The organism is Kribbella hippodromi (genome assembly GCF_039531045.1).
GTDB lineage: Bacteria > Actinomycetota > Actinomycetes > Propionibacteriales > Kribbellaceae > Kribbella > Kribbella hippodromi.
The window spans coordinates 406,206-423,954 of the sequence record NZ_BAAAPH010000002.1; the positions used below are offsets into that span (position 1 = coordinate 406,206).

The 17,749-nt window shown below is 68.2% G+C and carries 18 protein-coding genes and 1 pseudogene; 11 read left to right on the forward strand and 8 right to left on the reverse strand.

Features of this window, described 5'->3' with window-relative positions; all coding sequences use genetic code 11:
• Positions 1-19: 19 nt before the first annotated feature.
• Entirely contained in the window at positions 20-763 is a 744-nt protein-coding gene (locus tag ABD260_RS04590; RefSeq protein WP_344232035.1) for a MerR family transcriptional regulator, read from the reverse strand.
• A gap of 82 nt (positions 764-845) precedes the next feature.
• Here ABD260_RS04590 and ABD260_RS04595 point away from each other — a divergent pair, with 82 nt between their 5' ends.
• The 8 genes from ABD260_RS04595 (at position 846) to uvrB (ending at position 10,602) form a co-directional block, all read left to right on the forward strand.
• Positions 846-1,736, forward strand: coding sequence for a phosphotransferase family protein (locus tag ABD260_RS04595; protein WP_344232036.1), 891 nt, complete (start codon positions 846-848; stop codon positions 1,734-1,736).
• Between the two features lie 262 nt (positions 1,737-1,998).
• On the forward strand, positions 1,999-3,477 hold the full coding sequence (gene rpsA, locus ABD260_RS04600) for a 30S ribosomal protein S1 (protein WP_344232037.1): 1,479 nt from the start codon (positions 1,999-2,001) through the stop codon (positions 3,475-3,477).
• A 172-nt stretch (positions 3,478-3,649) separates the two neighbouring features.
• On the forward strand, positions 3,650-4,267 hold the full coding sequence (gene coaE, locus ABD260_RS04605; RefSeq protein WP_425553284.1) for a dephospho-CoA kinase: 618 nt from the start codon (positions 3,650-3,652) through the stop codon (positions 4,265-4,267).
• A gap of 258 nt (positions 4,268-4,525) precedes the next feature.
• Complete coding sequence (locus tag ABD260_RS04610; protein ID WP_344232038.1) at positions 4,526-5,605, forward strand: PrsW family glutamic-type intramembrane protease; 1,080 nt, start codon at positions 4,526-4,528, stop codon at positions 5,603-5,605.
• On the forward strand, positions 5,602-6,642 hold the full coding sequence (locus ABD260_RS04615; protein WP_344232039.1) for a PT domain-containing protein: 1,041 nt from the start codon (positions 5,602-5,604) through the stop codon (positions 6,640-6,642). The genes ABD260_RS04610 and ABD260_RS04615 overlap by 4 nt, the downstream gene beginning before the upstream one ends.
• On the forward strand, positions 6,639-7,553 hold the full coding sequence (locus ABD260_RS04620) for a hypothetical protein (protein WP_344232040.1): 915 nt from the start codon (positions 6,639-6,641) through the stop codon (positions 7,551-7,553). The genes ABD260_RS04615 and ABD260_RS04620 overlap by 4 nt, the downstream gene beginning before the upstream one ends.
• 172 nt (positions 7,554-7,725) lie before the next feature.
• Entirely contained in the window at positions 7,726-8,415 is a 690-nt protein-coding gene (locus ABD260_RS04625; RefSeq protein ID WP_344232041.1) for a flagellar basal body-associated FliL family protein, read from the forward strand.
• 81 nt (positions 8,416-8,496) lie between these two features.
• Entirely contained in the window at positions 8,497-10,602 is a 2,106-nt protein-coding gene (gene uvrB / locus ABD260_RS04630) for an excinuclease ABC subunit UvrB (RefSeq protein ID WP_344232042.1), read from the forward strand.
• A gap of 102 nt (positions 10,603-10,704) precedes the next feature.
• Here the strand turns inward: uvrB and ABD260_RS04635 are convergent, their stop codons facing one another.
• From ABD260_RS04635 to ABD260_RS04645, 4 genes and pseudogenes are all read right to left on the reverse strand, one after another.
• Positions 10,705-11,310, reverse strand: coding sequence for a helix-turn-helix transcriptional regulator (locus tag ABD260_RS04635; protein WP_344232043.1), 606 nt, complete (start codon positions 11,308-11,310; stop codon positions 10,705-10,707).
• Positions 11,211-11,420 (reverse strand): zinc finger domain-containing protein, encoded by a 210-nt coding sequence (locus ABD260_RS37520; RefSeq protein ID WP_425553288.1) that lies wholly within the window; start codon positions 11,418-11,420, stop codon positions 11,211-11,213. The genes ABD260_RS04635 and ABD260_RS37520 overlap by 100 nt, the downstream gene beginning before the upstream one ends.
• A pseudogene (locus tag ABD260_RS37525) lies at positions 11,338-11,556 on the reverse strand (aromatic-ring hydroxylase C-terminal domain-containing protein); the annotation flags it as partial. The gene ABD260_RS37520 and the pseudogene ABD260_RS37525, both read right to left, overlap by 83 nt.
• Entirely contained in the window at positions 11,459-12,856 is a 1,398-nt protein-coding gene (locus tag ABD260_RS04645; protein WP_425553285.1) for an FAD-dependent monooxygenase, read from the reverse strand. The pseudogene ABD260_RS37525 and the gene ABD260_RS04645, both read right to left, overlap by 98 nt.
• A gap of 35 nt (positions 12,857-12,891) precedes the next feature.
• On the opposite strand from ABD260_RS04645, the gene ABD260_RS04650 reads away from it, so the two are divergent.
• The 3 genes from ABD260_RS04650 to ABD260_RS04660 all read left to right on the forward strand — a co-directional run bounded on the left by ABD260_RS04650 (position 12,892) and on the right by ABD260_RS04660 (position 14,932).
• Positions 12,892-13,260: a VOC family protein gene (locus tag ABD260_RS04650; RefSeq protein ID WP_344232045.1), complete on the forward strand. Its 369-nt coding sequence runs from the start codon at positions 12,892-12,894 to the stop codon at positions 13,258-13,260.
• The gene (locus tag ABD260_RS04655; RefSeq protein WP_344232046.1) at positions 13,253-13,609 is read left to right on the forward strand and encodes an MmcQ/YjbR family DNA-binding protein; all 357 of its coding nucleotides are present in this window, start codon (positions 13,253-13,255) and stop codon (positions 13,607-13,609) included. Before ABD260_RS04650 ends, ABD260_RS04655 begins: the two co-directional genes overlap by 8 nt.
• Positions 13,610-13,900: 291 nt before the next feature.
• Positions 13,901-14,932, forward strand: coding sequence for a TerC family protein (locus tag ABD260_RS04660; RefSeq protein ID WP_344232047.1), 1,032 nt, complete (start codon positions 13,901-13,903; stop codon positions 14,930-14,932).
• 58 nt (positions 14,933-14,990) lie between these two features.
• Here ABD260_RS04660 and ABD260_RS04665 read toward each other — a convergent pair whose 3' ends face one another.
• Genes ABD260_RS04665 through ABD260_RS04675 form a run of 3 tightly spaced genes read right to left on the reverse strand, consistent with a single transcriptional unit; the run spans position 14,991 to position 17,742 of the window.
• A complete protein-coding gene (locus ABD260_RS04665; protein ID WP_344232048.1) occupies positions 14,991-15,857 on the reverse strand; it encodes a C40 family peptidase in 867 nt (288 codons plus the stop codon).
• Entirely contained in the window at positions 15,854-16,918 is a 1,065-nt protein-coding gene (locus ABD260_RS04670; RefSeq protein ID WP_344232049.1) for a mandelate racemase/muconate lactonizing enzyme family protein, read from the reverse strand. The genes ABD260_RS04665 and ABD260_RS04670 overlap by 4 nt, the downstream gene beginning before the upstream one ends.
• Positions 16,915-17,742 carry a serine hydrolase gene (locus ABD260_RS04675; protein WP_344232050.1) on the reverse strand — a complete coding sequence of 276 codons (828 nt, stop codon included), beginning with the start codon at positions 17,740-17,742 and terminating at the stop codon, positions 16,915-16,917. Before ABD260_RS04675 ends, ABD260_RS04670 begins: the two co-directional genes overlap by 4 nt.
• Positions 17,743-17,749: the final 7 nt, after the last annotated feature.

A 17,749-nucleotide genomic window follows, 5' to 3' on the forward strand; every position in this document is an offset into this window, starting at 1 on the left:
GCAGCCTCCGAGGTCTCGATCAGCTGTCCAGGTTGTTGTCGGCGTACACGGTCATCGCGTCGCGCAGGTACGTGACCAGCTCGTCGCCGATGCTCTGCCGAAACCGCTCGTCGTCGACGTACAACTGCCCGAGACCCTGGTACGCCGCACGTGTCGGCGTCCAGAACAGGCAAGTGACCTCGTAGTGCAGCTGGATCAGCTCCTTCACGCTCAGCTCGGTCACGGCGACTCCTTTCGCCTTCAGCGCCGCAAGTCCTTCGTGGACCCGCGGGTACCCGGTGCGGGCCTGCTCGGCATCCGCCGCGCTCCAGCCGCGCATCCGCTCGTAGCTCGCGTCCACCGCGGCATCGCCCCAGCGCTCCCGCGCCTCGGCCTCGTACTGGTTGTGCTCGAATCCTGCGAACACCTTCTCCGGTGACATCTCTCCTCCTTCCCGCAACTTGGTGATGGTCGTCTCGACGGTCCGGATCAGCCGGCCGAGGCGCAGTTGCTCGCGCACCAGCCATTCCTTGTGCCTGGCCAGTACCTCGATCACGTCCTGCCCGCCGCGCTGTGCGAGCACCTCGCCCACCACGGCCAGGCTCAGCCCGAGGTCCCGGAGCAGGAGGATCTGCTGCAACCGCAACAGGTGTTCCTGCTCGTAGTACCGCCGGCCGTTGGCCGCGACCCGAGCCGGCTCCAGCAGACCGATCGCGTGGTAGTGCCGGAGCGTGCGCGACGTGACACCGGAGAACCGGGCCACCTCCGCGATCGACCACGCCATCCGGCTGCTCCTTTCCCTCGACCTGATCGACGATAGATGTTGCCGCTGCGTCAACTTCAAGCCGATTTGGCAGGATCTGGGTATGAGCGACTTCAGCAGTACCGCGGTTCCGCTTGCTGGTGGGTATGGCGGGCAGACGTTCGCGGTGAGTGCGGGTGGTGAGGACGCGGTCATCAAGCTCTACGTCAAGGACCCGGAGCGGGCTGCTGTCGACGCGGCGTTGCTGCAGCTTGTCCGTGGGTTGCTGCCGGTGCCGCGGGTGCTGGATCTGAAGCGGGAGGGTTCGTTCGAAGACCCTCCGTACCTGCTGACCGAGCGGCTGCCGGGCGTGAACCTGCAGCAGTTCCTCGAGTCGGCGCCGGACGACCAGCGGCGTACGGTCGGAACGCAGTTGGGGGAGCTGCTGGCGCGGCTGAGCGGGATGCCCTTCCTCCGCACCGGCATGTTCCGGGACGGGGAACTGGGCATCGAGCCGTTCGACCTCGGTGACCTGTCCGAGTACTCCGCCGGGCAGGTGCTGGGGTTCGACGAGCGCCGGCAAGACGGGTTCGCCGATGTGGTGGCGGAAGCGGAGGACGTACTGGCAGATGGCGTGGACCGGGTCTGTCTCGTGCACAGCGACTTCAACCCGAAGAACCTGCTGGTCGACCCGGCGACGGCCCGGATCACCGGGTTGATCGACTGGGAGTTCGCCCACGCCGGGTCGCCGTACACCGATCTGGGGAACCTGCTCCGGTTCTGCACCGACCCGGTCCTGGCCGGCGCGACGCTCGAAGCGCTCCGGCGGAGTGGGATGGACCTGGGGGAGCCGCTGGTCGACCTCGGCCGGGCGGCGGATCTGTGGGCGCTCCTGGAGCTCGCCGGGCGCGCGGACGAGCACGAAATCGCGGCCGCCGCGCACCGCCTGGTGACCCGGATGGCCGACACCCGCACGCTCGCCGGAGACCGGCCGGACCTCGGCGTCGTACAGTAAATACAACGGAGTTCGATGGCGCGCCGGGAGTCTCCGGCGGGTGGCCGGTGCCGACCGGGTGCCCCAGGTTGTGCTGCCTCCGTCAAGCCCGGTATTCTGTGAGATGCGCTATGGGCCCGCGCGACCTCGGACGGAGCAGGCTCGTGACTCGCAGCAGCTCGGTGGTGAATCTGTCGTCTTCTGGCAATCCCGCGGTTTGGTGCGATCCAAAGGAACATGGCGCAACCGCACGACACCACCAGTCCACGGAGCAACCCACCACATGACGGCCAGCATCGAGGCACCTCTCGACCCCGCAGTGCGCACCACCCCGCAGGTAGCGGTCAATGACATCGGGTCGGAGGCGGACTTCCTCGCCGCGATCGATCAGACCATCAAGTACTTCAACGACGGCGACATCGTCGAGGGCACCATCGTCAAGGTCGACCGGGACGAGGTCCTGCTCGACATCGGTTACAAGACCGAAGGCGTGATCCCCTCCCGCGAGCTGTCGATCAAGCACGACGTCGACCCGAACGAGGTCGTCAACGTCGGCGATCACGTCGAGGCCCTGGTTCTCCAGAAGGAGGACAAGGAAGGCCGCCTGATCCTCTCGAAGAAGCGCGCCCAGTACGAGAAGGCCTGGGGCACGATCGAGAAGATCAAGGAAGAGGACGGCGTCGTCACCGGCACCGTCATCGAGGTCGTCAAGGGTGGCCTCATCCTGGACATCGGCCTGCGCGGCTTCCTGCCCGCCTCGCTGGTCGAGATGCGCCGGGTCCGCGACCTCCAGCCGTACGTCGGCCAGGAGATCGAGGCGAAGATCATCGAGCTGGACAAGAACCGCAACAACGTGGTCCTGTCCCGCCGGGCCTGGCTGGAGCAGACCCAGTCCGAGGTGCGGATGAACTTCCTCACCCAGCTGCAGAAGGGCCAGATCCGCAAGGGTGTCGTGTCCTCGATCGTCAACTTCGGTGCGTTCGTGGACCTCGGCGGCGTCGACGGCCTGGTGCACGTCTCGGAGCTGTCCTGGAAGCACATCGACCACCCGACCGAGGTGGTCGAGGTCGGCCAGGAGGTCACCGTCGAGGTGCTGGACGTCGACATGGACCGCGAGCGCGTCTCGCTGTCGCTGAAGGCGACCCAGGAAGACCCGTGGCAGCAGTTCGCCCGGACCCACCAGATGGGCCAGATCGTGCCCGGCAAGGTCACCAAGCTGGTTCCGTTCGGTGCGTTCGTCCGCGTGGAGGAGGGCATCGAGGGTCTGGTGCACATCTCCGAGCTGGCCGAGCGGCACGTCGAGATCCCGGAGCAGGTTGTCCAGGTCAACGACGACGTGATGGTCAAGATCATCGACATCGACCTGGAGCGGCGCCGGATCTCGCTGTCGCTGAAGCAGGCCAACGAGGGTGTCGACCCGGTCTCGGACGACTTCGACCCGACGCTCTACGGCATGACGGCGACGTACGACGACCAGGGCAACTACATCTACCCGGAGGGCTTCGACCCGGAGACGGGCGAGTGGCTCGAGGGCTTCGACGCGCAGCGCGAGGAGTGGGAGCGGCAGTACGCCGAGGCCCACACGCGCTGGGAGGCCCACAAGAAGCAGATCGAGGACGCCAAGACAGCGGACGTCGAAGCCGGCGAGGCGTCGACGTACTCCTCGGCCGCTGCCCCGAAGGACGACGCCCCGGTCGAGGGTGCGCTCGCTTCCGACGAGGCGCTGCAGGCCCTCCGCGAAAAGCTGACCGGCCAGGGCTGATCCCCTCGCTCGGCTAGCCGCACTCCCCGAGACCCCCGCATCCCCCCGGATGCGGGGGTCTCGCACGTCCGCCCCACACCCGTACTTTGAGAAGTCACCGCGTATTTTCCGCGACGAAGAATGCATGGTGGCTTCTCAAAGTGGGGTGGGGCGGACGGGTTAGGGTGCCGGTGTGTTGAGAGTGGGACTGACTGGCGGGATCGGTGCGGGGAAGAGTGCGGTGTCGGCGCGGCTGGCGGCGCGGGGAGCGGTGCTGATCGACTCCGACGTGCTGGCGCGGGAGGTGGTTGCGCGCGGGACCGACGGGCTGGCGGAGGTGGTGGCCGCGTTCGGTACGGGCGTGCTGACTGCCGACGGTGAGCTGGATCGTCCCGCGGTCGGGCGCATCGTGTTCGGTGACGACGCGGCCCGGCGGAAGCTGGAAGGGATCATCCACCCGCGAGTACGCGCCCGGGCCGCCGAGATCGAGCGGGACGCCCCGGCGGACGCGGTCGTCGTACATGACATCCCGCTGCTGGTCGAGACCGGGCAGGCGGACAAGTTCGATCTGGTACTGGTGGTCGACGTACCCGTGGAGGTGCAGGTCGAGCGACTGACGTCGCAGCGCGGGATGACCGAGGCGGAGGCGACGCGGCGGATCGCCAGCCAGGCGTCCCGCGAGGAGCGGCTGGCGGTCGCGGACGTGGTGGTGGACAACTCCGGCAGCCTCGCCGGCCTGGACCGGCGAATCGATGCGCTCTGGACCGAGTGGGAACAACTCGCAGGGCACGGTCCGGACACGAAAAGGTGACCCTTGCGCGGGAAATGATGCATCTGGGACCGGCTGTACGAGAATCTGTCCCGGTTCGGCCCGGGCTGTGTGGGGCCGGCCACCGACGGCGCGGCCCGCGCCGGTCCGGACGTCCGAGGTTGGGAGGAAGGCGTGGTTTGCCCGCGCTGCAGCTCTGACGTCCCCGAGGTTTCGCAGTTCTGCCATCACTGTGGCAACGACCTGCGTACCGGGGATGCCGAGCGAAAGAATGCGTACGCCGCCAGGCCCGATGAGCCCGTGGCGTCGTTCAAACTCGTGTCCACGATCATGCCGCAGGGGTCCGGCAAGCAGCCGTACACCTACAAGGTCGCGCTCGGCATCGCCCTGCTGCTGACCGTCCTGACCGCCGCGCTCGGCGCGCTGCCGGTCGCCATCATGATCGCGGCCTTCGCCATCCCGATCGTCTACATCATCTACTTGTACGACGTGAACCTCTGGGAGGACGAGCCGATCCCGGTGGTCGCCGCGGCCTTCGTGCTGACCGGCGTACTGGCGGCTGTCTTCACCTGGTTGTGGAAGGACAAGTTGTCGCTGTCCCTGGACACGATCGGCAACAACAGCGCCGGGCCGTCCGGGCGCGACCTGCTGATCCTGCTCCTGCTGGTCCCGGTGGTGTCGGAGCTGATCCGGCAGATCGGTCCGCTCTACCTGGCGTCCCGCCCGCGGTACGACGACCTGATGGACGGTTTCACGTTCGGTGTCGTCGCCGGTGTCGGGTACGCCTGCTTCGAGACGCTCGTCCTGCACTGGGGCTGGATCAGCGGCGGCTTCGCCGGTCCGGGCAGCAGCGCGGGTACGTGGATCTCCATCGTGCTGCTGCACGGTTTCATCAAGCCCCTGGTGTACGGGTCGGCGACCGGACTTGCCGGTGCGGAGTTCTCCGGCCTCGGTGCGGGGTATGACGGCTTCACGCCCCGCTGGGTAGGTGGCCTGATCCAGGCGATGGCGGTGAACGCACTGTTCCAGGGCGGCGTGTACCTGCTCGGTTTCGTCGGCGGGCACGGCTCGACGATCGGATCGATCCTCGGTGTGGTCTGGGGCCTGCTCCTGCTCGGCGCACTGATCATCCGGGTCCGTACCGTGCTCCACAAGGGTCTGCTGGAGGCGGCGCTGGAGTCCGCGGCGCGTGGTGGTTCCAACCACGCTTCGGGCGACCTGGCGTTCTGCTCGCGCTGTGAGATGCCGCTGCTTCCGCAGTCCGACTTCTGCTCCGCCTGCGGCAACTCGGTGCGTTCAGTACCGAAGTCCGCCCGCGGGGTGACCGCGGCGGCCGGCGCGAGTGGATACGAAGCGACGACTGGGGAGACGCAGGCATGAGCAACCAGCAACCGCCCTACGGCGGCGGCCAGCCGGGACAGCAGGGCCAGCCGGGCTGGGGCCAGCAACCACAGCAGCAGCCCCAACAGCCCCAACAGCAACGGCCGCAGCAGCCTCAGCAGGGGCAGCCTGGTTATGGGCAGCAGCCGGGGTACGGGCAGCAGCCGCCGCCTGGGTACGGCCAGCAGCCGCAGTACCCGCAGCAAGGGCAGCCCCAGCAAGGGCAGCCGCAGCAGTACCCCCAGCAGGGTCAGCAGACCTTCCCGGGGCAGCAGCAGTACCAGCACCAGCAGTACCCCGGTCAGCAGCAGTACCAGCAGGGTTACCCGGGTCAGCAGCAGTACCCGGGCCAGCAGTGGGGTGGTCAGCAGCCGCCGCGCAAAGGCGGTGGCAGCAAGACCCTGCTGATCGCCGGCGGTGCGTTCGCCGTGGTCGCGGTCATCGGTGTCGTACTGGCACTGGTGTTCAGCGGTGACGACAAGAAGGCCGAGCCGGACCCCACACCGACCACCTCCCAGCCGAGCAACGAGCCCAGTAACGAGCCCAGCAACGAGCCCAGTAGCGAGCCGACGAACACCGACGAGGGCATCGAGGTCGCCGAGGGCGTCTACGTGAAGCCGCGGCCGGGCTACGTACGGAAGAGCCTGGACAACTTCAGCGGCGTGTACCTGCTCAAGCAGGGCGAGGGCTACTTCATGGTGGCCACCGCGAAGGGCCAGGGTGACACCGCCGCGTCGGTGCTGCCGGACCTGTTCAAGGCGGAGACCAAGGGCCTGTCCTCGGTGAACGCGAACCAGCCGAAGACGAACACGCCGGGGCCGGACGACAAGACACCGGTCAAGGTCCTGATGACCCAGAGCTACAGCGCCGTGTCCACGAGCCAGAACGGCAGCTATGCCGTGGTCGGCTTCGTGGCCGTGGTCGAGCGGAACGACGGCGTCATCACGGTCGTCCGGGTGTACGGGCGCAAGGACAAGATGGCGACGCTCGAACCGGACTCGTCGGCGATGCTGCAGTCGGTGGTCAAGAGTCAGTGAGCGGAAAGCGCGACAAGGGCACCGGCGGCGGCAACCCGTGGGTCAGTCCGTCCGGCCCGGAACCGGCCGAGACGAACGAGCCGGCCGAACAGCTGCCGCCGTCACCCTGGAACCTCGAGGTGCCGCCACCGCCGTCGCCCTGGGGAGACACGCCGGGCCAAGGTCCTGCTCAGGGCCCTGGCCCTGGTCCTGGTGGGCAGCCGGGGCCGGCGACCGAGACCAGCTCCGCCTGGGGTGAGAAGGTCGGGCCGCCGTCGCTGCGCCGGCCGCCGCCGGCGAAGAAGGGCCCGCGGTTCCCGCCGATCCTGATCCCGATCGCCGCCGGCGTGGTCGTCGTGGTGCTGGTCGCGGTCGCGCTGATCCTGCTGTCCGGTGGCGACGACAAGGCCGATCCGAACCCGGCGCCGAGTACGCAGGCGACGCCGACCGCGCCGCAGTCCTCCTACCAGCCGCCGCCGAACGCGGTCGCGGTCGGCTTCGGCGTGTCCCTGGTCCCGGTCGAGGGCTGGAGCCTGGTGACCGCCGAGACCAAGGGCAAGCAGGTCGCCACCTACGCGCCGAACGGCGAGCCGCGGGCGTTCTTCTGGGTCCGGCAGAAGCAGAACGTGGCCGCGCAGGCGTACCTGCTCGGCATCGTCGAGGGTGAGACCGCGGAAGAGGTCGCGCAACTCGGCAACGTACGGAACCTGCCGTGCCCGAAGGACGTCTTGGTGGAGTGCGTCGCGATCGACTACACCTCCACGACCAAGGACAAGTCCGGTGCGGACGTGAAGGTCAGGGGCACGGTCGAGGCGTACCGGCGCAAGGACAACGTGGTCACCGCGCTCGACTTCCGGACCCGCACCGACTTCGCCCAGAAGGCCGAGGCGGACGCGGCGACGATGAAGAAGTCCGTGATCGACAGTCTGTGACGTACCACCGGAACTACCGCGAGGAACAGCTATGAGCCAGCAGTACGGCCCCGGTCCGCATGCGCCGGGCCCGCCGCCCGCCCCCGCTCCCGGCACGCCCGGTGGACCGGGCGCTCCGGGACGGGGCGCTCCGGGTGGGCCAGGTGCTCCCGGTGGCTGGGGGCCGGGTCCGATGCGGCCGAGCCAGCCGCAGCAGAAGAAGGCGAGCCGGACGGCCTGGATCATCATGGCCGGCGCGATCGTCGCGGTGCTGCTCGTAGCCGGCGGTGTGGTGCTGCTGGTGACCGGGAAGGACGGCAAGCCTGCGGCGGAGCAGACGCCGGACCCGGTCGGCACGCTGTACACGCCGTCGCCGACTCCCTCGCCGGACGATTCCAAGGGCCCGAACGATGTCGGGGTCGAGGTCGGCTACGGGATCTGGTTCACGCCGTCGAAGGGCTGGCTGAAGTCGCCGGACAAGAAGATCTCCGGACAGAACTACATCCTGCAGCAGTTCAGCTCCCGCGGCCTGATCGACGGGTACTACTGGGTGCGGCAGACCACGCTGTACGACGCGAAGGGCTTCGCGGAGCACTTGGCCGACATCGAGACGTCCAGTTACGAGGGGGTCCGGATCGGCAAGACGATCGAGTGCAAGCCGGACAACCCGAAGATCAAGTCCTGTTACGCGGTGTCGTACGACGGTCTCTGGGTGTCACCGAAGAACAAGGCGATCAAGATCAAGATGCGCGGGTTCGTGACCGCGTACCAGGACCAGTTCGACCGGGTGACGGCGACCGACGCGGCGCTCGAGGCGCGGGTGTACGACCGGCGGGTGAACGAGCTGAAGTACATGAACAATTCGGTCGTGAAGAGCTTCTGACCTGGGGTTTCACAAACTGCCTGACCGGGGCGGAGGGGCGGGCCAGGAAAATTGTCCGTGGCGGGTCGTACGGTGGGGGACATGAGACAGGTGTCTGAGCTGCAGCGGATGGTCGCCCCGCTGAAGGTGGTGTCGGACTTCGATCCGGCCGGTGACCAGCCCACCGCGATCGCGGACCTGGAACGACGGATCAACGCGGGCGAGCAGGACGTGGTCCTGCTCGGCGCGACCGGTACCGGCAAGACCGCGACGATCGCGTGGCTGGCCGAGCGGATCCAGCGCCCGATGCTCATCCTGCAGCCGAACAAGACCCTCGCCGCCCAGTTCGCGAACGAGCTGCGCAACTTCTTCCCGGAGAACGCGGTCGAGTACTTCGTCTCGTACTACGACTACTACCAGCCCGAGGCGTACGTGCCGCAGACGGACACGTACATCGAGAAGGACTCCTCGATCAACGAGGAGGTGGAGCGGCTCCGGCACTCCGCCACCTGGTCGCTGCTGACCCGCCGGGACGTGGTCGTGGTGGCGACCGTGTCCTGCATCTACGGCCTGGGCTCCGCGGACGAGTACCTGAACCGGATGATTCACGTGAAGGTCGGCACCGAGATGGACCGCGACGGTCTGCTCCGGAAGCTGGTCGGCGTGCAGTATGCGCGCAACGATCTGGCCGGCACCCGCGGCACCTTCCGGGTCCGTGGCGACACGCTCGAGGTGTTCCCGGTGTACCAGGAGCTCGCCGTCCGGGTGGAGTTCTTCGGTGACGAGATCGAACGGGTGATGACGATGCACCCGTTGACCGGCGAGGTGCTGAGCGAGGAGGACGAGGTCTACATCGGCGCCGCCACGCACTACGTGACCGCGCCGGAGCGGATGGAGAAGGCGATCACCTCGATCGAGGCCGAGCTGGAACAACGGCTGGCCGAGCTGGAGCGCAACGGGCAGCTGCTGGAGGCACAGCGGCTGCGGATGCGGACCACGTACGACATCGAGATGATGCGCCAGATCGGGACCTGTTCCGGGATCGAGAACTACTCCCGGCACACCGACGGCCGCGAGCCCGGGACCGCGCCGCACTGTCTGCTGGACTACTTCCCCGAGGACTTCCTGCTGGTCATCGACGAGTCGCACGTGACCGTCCCGCAGATCGGCGGCATGTACGAGGGCGACATGTCCCGGAAGCGGACCCTGGTCGAGCACGGGTTCCGGCTGCCGTCCGCGATGGACAACCGGCCGCTGCGCTGGGAGGAGTTCCTGGAGCGGATCGGCCAGACCGTGTACCTGTCCGCGACGCCGGGGCAGTACGAGCAGGACAAGTCCGACGGGTTCGTGGAGCAGATCATCCGGCCGACCGGTCTGGTCGACCCCGAGGTGATCGTGAAGCCGACCAAGGGCCAGATCGACGACCTGATCCACGAGATCCGGCTCCGGGTGGAGAAGGACGAGCGGGTCCTGGTCACCACGCTGACCAAGAAGATGTCCGAGGACCTGACCGACTACCTGCTGGAGATGGGTATCCGGACCAGGTACCTGCACAGCGAGGTGGACACCCTTCGCCGGGTGGAGCTGCTCCGCGAGCTGCGGATGGGCGAGTACGACGTGCTGGTCGGGATCAACCTGCTGCGGGAAGGTCTGGACCTGCCGGAGGTGTCGCTGGTCGCGATCCTGGACGCGGACAAGGAAGGCTTCCTGCGGTCCGGGCGGTCGCTGATCCAGACCATCGGGCGGGCGGCGCGAAACGTGTCCGGTCAGGTGTTCATGTACGCGGACAAGATCACGCCGTCGATGGAACAGGCGATCGACGAGACGAACCGGCGGCGCGCGAAGCAGAACGCGTACAACGAAGCGAACGGGGTCGACCCGCAGCCGCTGCGGAAGAAGATCGCCGACATCACCGACATGCTGGCCCGCGAGGACGCGGACACCGCCGAGCTGCTCGGCTCCGGCCGGACGCAGTCGCGCGGCAAGGCGCCGGTGCCGGGTGGTGGCAAGGCACGGGCCGGTGAGAAGGCGAAGGAGCTCGCCGGTGGCCTGCCGTCGTCCGATCTGGCCGATCTGATCCAGCAGCTGACCGACCAGATGCACAACGCGGCCGCGGAGCTCCAGTTCGAGGTCGCGGCCCGGTTCCGGGACGAGATCTCGGAGCTGAAGAAGGAGCTCCGCCAGATGACCAACGCCGGCGCGAAGTAGCACCCGGCCGGCCGCCGGAACGGACGCCGGTCCGGCGGGCCGCCGGGCCGCACGGGATGCCGGTCCGGCCGCGCGGGTTGCTGGGCGAGTGACTGCCTCACCTCAGCGGGTGATGCGGTCCAGGAATCCGCGGAGCCAGGTCAATTCGGCTTCGGCCATCGCCCGCCGGTACTCGTGGTCCGCCAGGTCCAGGAGGGTCGGCGGCTGGCCGGCCGTGGCCAGTCCTTCCTCGGTGGCGGCGTCGAAGTCCGCGAGTTGCCGTTCGGCGGTTGCCAGCCGTTCGGTGAGCGCGGCGACCACTTCGGCGTGCGGGAGCGCGGACGCGAAGGAGAGTGCGGCCGAAAAGCTCGGGTATTCGTCGACCGGCGTACTGAGCAGGTCCCGCACCCATCGCTGGGACAGCTGCCGCCCGCGGCCGGTGGTCAGGTAGAGGGTGCGCTCCGGCCGGCGTTCCTCTCGAGCGGTCTCGACCGCCTCGATCAGCCCGTGGCGTTCGAGCCGGCTGATCGTCTGGTAGATCGCGTTCGCCTGGGTGACGTTGACGACCTGGTCCTTCTGCCACTCCCGGATCCGCTGCCGCAGCCCGTACGGGTGCTGCGGGTGCTCGGTCAGCAGTACCAGCACCGCCATCGCGAGCGGGGAGCGGCGTACGGTCGTGTCCTGCTCGCCGTCCGCTGTCTGCCGGTCGCCGCTCGCCGCTCGTGCCATGACGTCATCCTGCCATCGAGTCCCTCTCTACTTGTCGAGCGCCAGCAACGACGGCACGGCGGCGGCGAGATCGTCCGGATCGGTTCCCGTCCAGGCGACGTAGCCGTCAGGCCGGATCAGGCTGGGGCCGTAGCTGCTCCACGCGGGCTCAATACCGATCCGGTACCCCGCGACGGGCAGGTTCGGCTGCACCCGGTGGATGGCGTCGAGCCAGGGCTGTGGGTCCGCCGGAGCGAACAGCACGTAGCTGCGACCGAAGAGGTCGTGCGTCGACGTCCGGTCGTCGATCCAGACGTGCGGCGCGGCAACCGGGGCGGACGGTCCGGTCGAGGGTGTCGCCGAAGACGGTGGTGTGGTCGGCGCCCGCGACGGCGTCGGACCGGTAGCGCTGGCCGAGGGTCCAGAGCTGGTCGTCGGTCGTGTCGTCCTCGACCGTCGCACCGATGCGTTTCAGCTGGCGGTTCACGATCAGGTCCGACAGCTCAGCCGCGACCGTACGACGTTCCGTCTCGTAGCTGTCGAGCAGCCGCGCACCGGCCCACCCGCGCAGCACTCCGGCCAGCTTCCAGGCGAGGTTGTGCCCGTCCTGGACGCCGGTGTTGGCGCCCATCGCACCGGCCGGCGGCCAGGTGTGCGCGGCGTCGCCGGCCAGGAAGACACGACCGTCGCGATACCGGTCGGCCAGGCCGATCGTCTGTTGCCAGCCGGCAACGTCCTCGATCTCCACCGACAGGTCCGGTACGCCGACCGCCGCACGGACTGCGGCGATCGCCCGTTCGGTCGTGAAGTCCTCGAGTGACTGACCGGCCGCCGGATCGTAGGCCACATTGAGACTCCAGCGGCCGGGATCCGCGGTCGTCACCAGCCCGGCGCCGACAGCGTCGTTTGCGATGATCCAGAACAGTGCCCGGCGGGGTACGTACGCCGAGAGGTCGGCCCGGAACACGATGCTCGCCGAGTGCTGGACGACGCCGGGCCCGGTCCGCGGGATGCCCAGCTGCTCGCGGATCGGGCTGCGATGGCCGTCGGCTGCCACCACGTGCTGGGCCTCGACCGTGGAAGTCGCTCCGGTTGCCAGGTCGCGCAACACCGCGGTCGCACGGTCCTCGTCCTGGGTCAGCGACGTCAGCTCGGTGCCGAAGCGGTACGAGGTACCGCGGTCGCGGCCTGCCGCGATCAGGATCGGCTCGATCGCGCTCTGGTCGGCCTGGCAGAACTCGGACGGGCTCAGGTCCGGCCACGCCTTCGGGGCGTCGTCCGCGAACAGCCAGTGCCACTCACCGGCGAGCGTCTCACAGCGCGCCACGCCCCAGTCGTCCGCGAACGGCCGGCCCGCGGCGCGGATCTCGGGCTCGAGCCCGACGGCCCGGTAGAGCTCCATCGTCCGCTGGTTGATGCCCCGGGCCCGGCCCTGGATCGAGGCGCCGGCGTGCCGGTCGACCAGGACCGTCCGGACGCCGAGCTCACCCAGAAAGACCGCGGTCGCCAGCCCGACGAGCCCGCCGCCGACCACCAGCACCTCAGTAGTCTCATTAGAAATAGTCATATTATGACTATACATGATGGCTCTAAGATGACCCGGTGATCGATCACGTGTCCTTGCAATGCGACGACCTGGCCGCCAGCCGGCGCTTCTACGAAGCGGTGCTCGGCCCGCTGGACGTCACCGTGTCGATGGACTTCGGTGACGTGCTCGGGCTGGCCGGTCCGGACGGCAACCCGAAGTTCTGGCTCGGCAAGCAGACCACCGGTGGGACCCAGCGCGAGATCCACCTCGCCTTCACTGCCCCGGACCGCGCCACGGTCGAAACGGTGCACGAGGCCGTGACCGCGCTCGGCGCCGAGGTACTGCATGCACCGAAGGAATGGCCGGAGTACCACCCGGGCTACTACGCCGTCTTCGTCCGCGACCCCGACGGCAACAACGTCGAGGTCGTCACCCATGCCTGAACCCGCCCGGCTGACCGGCGAGGCCCTGCGCGAGTACTGCCTGGCCAAACCGGGAGCCTGGCCGGACGAACCATGGGACGGCGACACGGTCGCGAAGGTGGGCGAGAAGATCTTCGCGTTCCTCGGCGCCGGCAGCGTCGGCCTCAAGTGCGGCGCCAACCGCGACGAGGCCGACGAGCTCGTCGCGTCGTACCCCGATGACGTCAGCAAGATGGCGTACATCGGACGCGCCGGCTGGAACACCGTGCAGCTCGCCGGGGACGTACCGGACGACGAGATCCTGGAGCTGGTCGACGCGTCGTACGCCACGGTCGTCTCCAAGTTGCCGCGGCGTTCGCGTCCCGAGTGACGTGACAGCCGGCCTTTCCTTCGCGGCTTCTCAAGGGGGTGCTTGGGGGAGCGGGGAGGGGGTACCGGTTGTGATGCCGTCATCACGGGGTTGTGATGGGTGCGGCGGGGTGTGGATTTGGAGTTGTGGACATTGAGCCGTCAGAATGGGTGTACGGAAGGGGAGTATTCCCTCGCGGTGGCATCGTCATCACGGTCAGCGATATCGACCCGGTGCGCCGGTCTCACAGTTACTCAGGGTGAGATGGAAGAGACCTTCGGAGTGGATTTCGTCTGAGCTCCGGAGGATTCTGTGCACGTTGCTGACTACGTTTGGTACATCACCGTCGGGCTGTTGCTCGCGCTGCTGGCCTTCGACGTCTTTGTGATCGGCCGTCGGCCGCACGAGCCGAGTACGCGGGAATCGGCCACCGCGATCGCGTTCTACGTCGGGCTGGCCGTGGTGTTCGGCCTCGGCGTCTGGTGGTTCTCCGGCGGCGAGTACGCCGGGCAGTTCTTCGCCGGCTGGCTGACCGAGTACAGCCTGAGCGTCGACAACCTGTTCATCTTCCTGATCATCATGAGCAGGTTCGGGGTGCCGCGGAAGTACCAGCAGACCGCGCTGCTGGTCGGCATCATCCTGGCGCTCGTGTTCCGCGGCGTCTTCATCGCGGTCGGCGCGGCCGCGATCAACGAGTTCTCCTGGATCTTCTACATCTTCGGCGCGTTCCTGGTCTACACCGCGGTGCACATGGCCAAGGAAGGCATGAACGACGACGACGACTTCAAAGAGAACGCGATGATCCGGTTCGCGAAGAAGCGGCTGAACGCGACCGACGAGTACAACGGCGTCAAGCTGACCGTGAAGCAGAACGGCAAGCGCCTGGTCACCCCGATGGCGCTGGTCATCATCGCTCTCGGTACGACGGACCTGCTGTTCGCGCTCGACTCGATTCCCGCGATCTACGGGCTGACCCAGGAGCCGTTCCTGGTCTTCACCGCGAACGTGTTCGCGCTGATGGGCCTGCGCCAGCTGTACTTCCTGCTCGGCGACCTGCTGCGCCGCCTGGTGTACCTGTCGCTCGGCCTGTCCGTGATCCTGGTGTTCATCGGCGTGAAGCTGGTCCTGCACGCGATGCACGTGAACGAGCTGCCGTTCATCAACGGCGGGCACCACATCGACTGGGCGCCGGAGATCCCGATCTGGTTCTCGCTCGGCTTCATCGTGATCACGCTCGGCGTCACCACCATCCTGAGCCTGCTGAAGTCCCGCTCGACGCGATCGGCCGAGGCTGAGGTCGAGCAGGAGCAGGAGCAGCCGGAGCTGCACCCGAAGGAGTCCTGACCCGCCGCCGCTGGGACCTGCCAACCAGCAAGGTCCCAGCGGCCAGTAAACAAGAAGGTCAGAAGCGGGCGGCGGCGACCAGCGTCGCCCGCCGCTCGTCGGTCAGCGGCCCGTTCTCCAGCCGCTTACCGGTCTCGGACGCGTGCAACATGCCCTCCGCCGACACGAACCCCACGTGGTGGATCGGCTTCCCGTCCTGAGCAAAGAAGTACAGGTCACCCGGCCGCGCCTCGTCCAGCGGAATGTTCGCCAGCGCCGCCGCCTGATCATGCGCATCCCGCGGCGTACGCAGCCCCAGCACCCGGCCGACCGTGTGAATCAGCCCAGAACAGTCGAGCCCGTACGCACAAGTGCCGCCCCACAGGTACTCCAGCCCCAGGAACAACTCACCCAGCCGCAGTCGATCATCCGCAGCCGATGGCTCGACCACAGCGCGCAGCGCGGCGTCAGCCAACCACCCGGACCCGCCGTCCGGCGTGGCCACCCGCGTGTACCCATCAGCATGCTCAATCGACGCAAGCACCGTCGCAAAGGACAGCTCCGCCATCTCGGGCCCGTCCGGCTCAGCCAGCAAGGATGCGCTCGGTACGTCAATGGCCACCGGATCGGTAGCGCTCTCCGGCAGCTCACCGAGGTGACTCGACGGCACCCATCCCGGGTACCCGAGCTCGTCCTGCGACGACGGCTGCCACGGCGCGACGATCTCCGACCAGCCGTCGCGCTCCGAGCGGACCAGTACCGGCTCGGCGAACAGCAGTTGGGTCAGCGTGCGGCCGTGCAGGCCGAGGCGGGTCTCGGTATCCATCGACTTGGCCCAGGCAGCGACATCGGGTTGCGCGGCGGTGGCCGGCGCGTCGATGTCACGGGGAGCATCGGGGGAGGTCCAGACCGTACTGACCGGGACCTTCGTGGCAGCTAACTTCATGCGGCCAAGCCTGTCACGCCGAGCCCGGGAGCAGAAGGCAGGTGGATCAGTGACCCTTCGTACCGAATCCCGCCGGTCACCGCTGCCGCGCGCAGCCACCAGGCCGCATCCAGGTCGTTCACCGCGGTCGTCGGGTACGCAGACACCAGCGCGGCCGCCGCGCCGACGCCGACGTGACCTTCCATCATGCAGCCGACGATCGCGCCGATGCCGTGCGCCTGGGCGAGTTCGAGCAGCGTACGGGCCGGTGCGAGGCCGCCGCACTTTGCCAGTTTCACGTTGACCAGATCGGCGGCGCCGTGCCGGATCACGTTCACCAGGTCGCGGAGGCCGAACACGGACTCGTCGGCGAGAATCGGCGTGCTGACCCGGTCGGTCACCCACGCCATCCCCTCCAGATCGGCCGCGGCGACCGGCTGCTCGACCAGCTCGATCGCACACCCCGCGTCCTCCAGCGCGCGGATCACGGTGACCGCGTCGCGCCGCGTCCAGCCCTGGTTCGCGTCCAGCCGCAGCAGGGGCTCAGGCCCGATCGTCGCGCGGACCCGCTTGACCCGCTCGATGTCGCCGGCCGCGTCTGTACCGACCTTGATCTTGAGTACGTCGAACCCGTCCGCGATCCGGTCCCGCGCCGCCTGAGCGAGCGCCGACGCGTCCCCGACCGACAACGTCATGTCCGTACGAACCACATCGACGCTCGACCCGAGGAAACCGTGCAACGTCTGACCGCGCCGGCGCGCCGCAAGATCATGCAACGCGACATCGACAGCGTCCTTCGCGCCGAAGTTCCCGACGACCGCACCCTGTACGCGGCGCAGCGCCTCGGTCAGATCGTCCGGCCCGAGCCCATCCAGCGCGGCGGCGATCGGACCTTCGATGCACGCCTGCGAACCGGCCAATGAGTCGCCGGTCACCTTCAGCACCTGCGGCGCCTCGCCCCAACCGCTCTGGTCGCCGTCGCTGAGCTCGACCAGCAAAGATTCGGCATGGGTGGCCGTCCGCAAGGCCGTGATGAACGGTGTGTGCAGCGGCGCCGAGACGAGGTGAGTGGTGAGCTTCACCGCACTGCCTCCAAGTCGTGCCGGTGGTTCCACGCCTCCAGCGCGATGGACGCGATCAGCTTCTGCGCTTCCGGGTCCGGCAGGTCGGACGTCGTACACACCACCAGGACGAACGGGTCAGCGTCGGCCGCGCGGACGATGCCGCCGTCATGCCGGATCCGGGTGTCCCAGCCGTTCTTGTGCTCGACCCGCGTGCCGGGCGGCAGCAGCGCGGGGATCTCGCCGTTCCACTGATTGCCGGCCAGCAGATCGCGCAGGTACGCACCGGACGGACCCGCCTGGTTGCCTACCGCAACGAGCACGCCGGCCAGTCCGGCCGGGCTCATCAGGTTGCTGATCCCGGCCGCCCGCGCCGGCAGATCGTCGATGCCGCGCTCGATCTTGGACGCGGGGGAGGACGAGGTCGGCAGTGTCGCCTCGGTCAGCGCGGCGTGCGCCGCCGGTACGCCGACCTGCTCGAGGACGAGATTGGTGGCGAGGTTGCTGGATCGAGTGATCATCTCGGTCGCCAGCCAGGTCAGCGGCACGGGCGTACCCATCGCTTCCCAGGTCGCGGGCGCCTCGTCTTCGTCCGGGTTCACGCCGAACCGGCCGCTGCCCGCGGACGCGAAGTCGTTGTGTACGGTCACCGGCTGCTCCAGCGCCAGCTCACCCGCTTCGACCTTGCGCATCATCGCCATCGCCACCGGCAGCTTCATCGTGCTCGCTGAGTAGTGCGGCCGCTCCGCCTCGTACTCGAACACCGGCGTGCCGTCCAGGCGGCCCAGCCAGACGCCGAATTCCCCGCTCCCGTCGACCTGCTTCAGCAGCTCCGCGATTCCCATGCCGCTC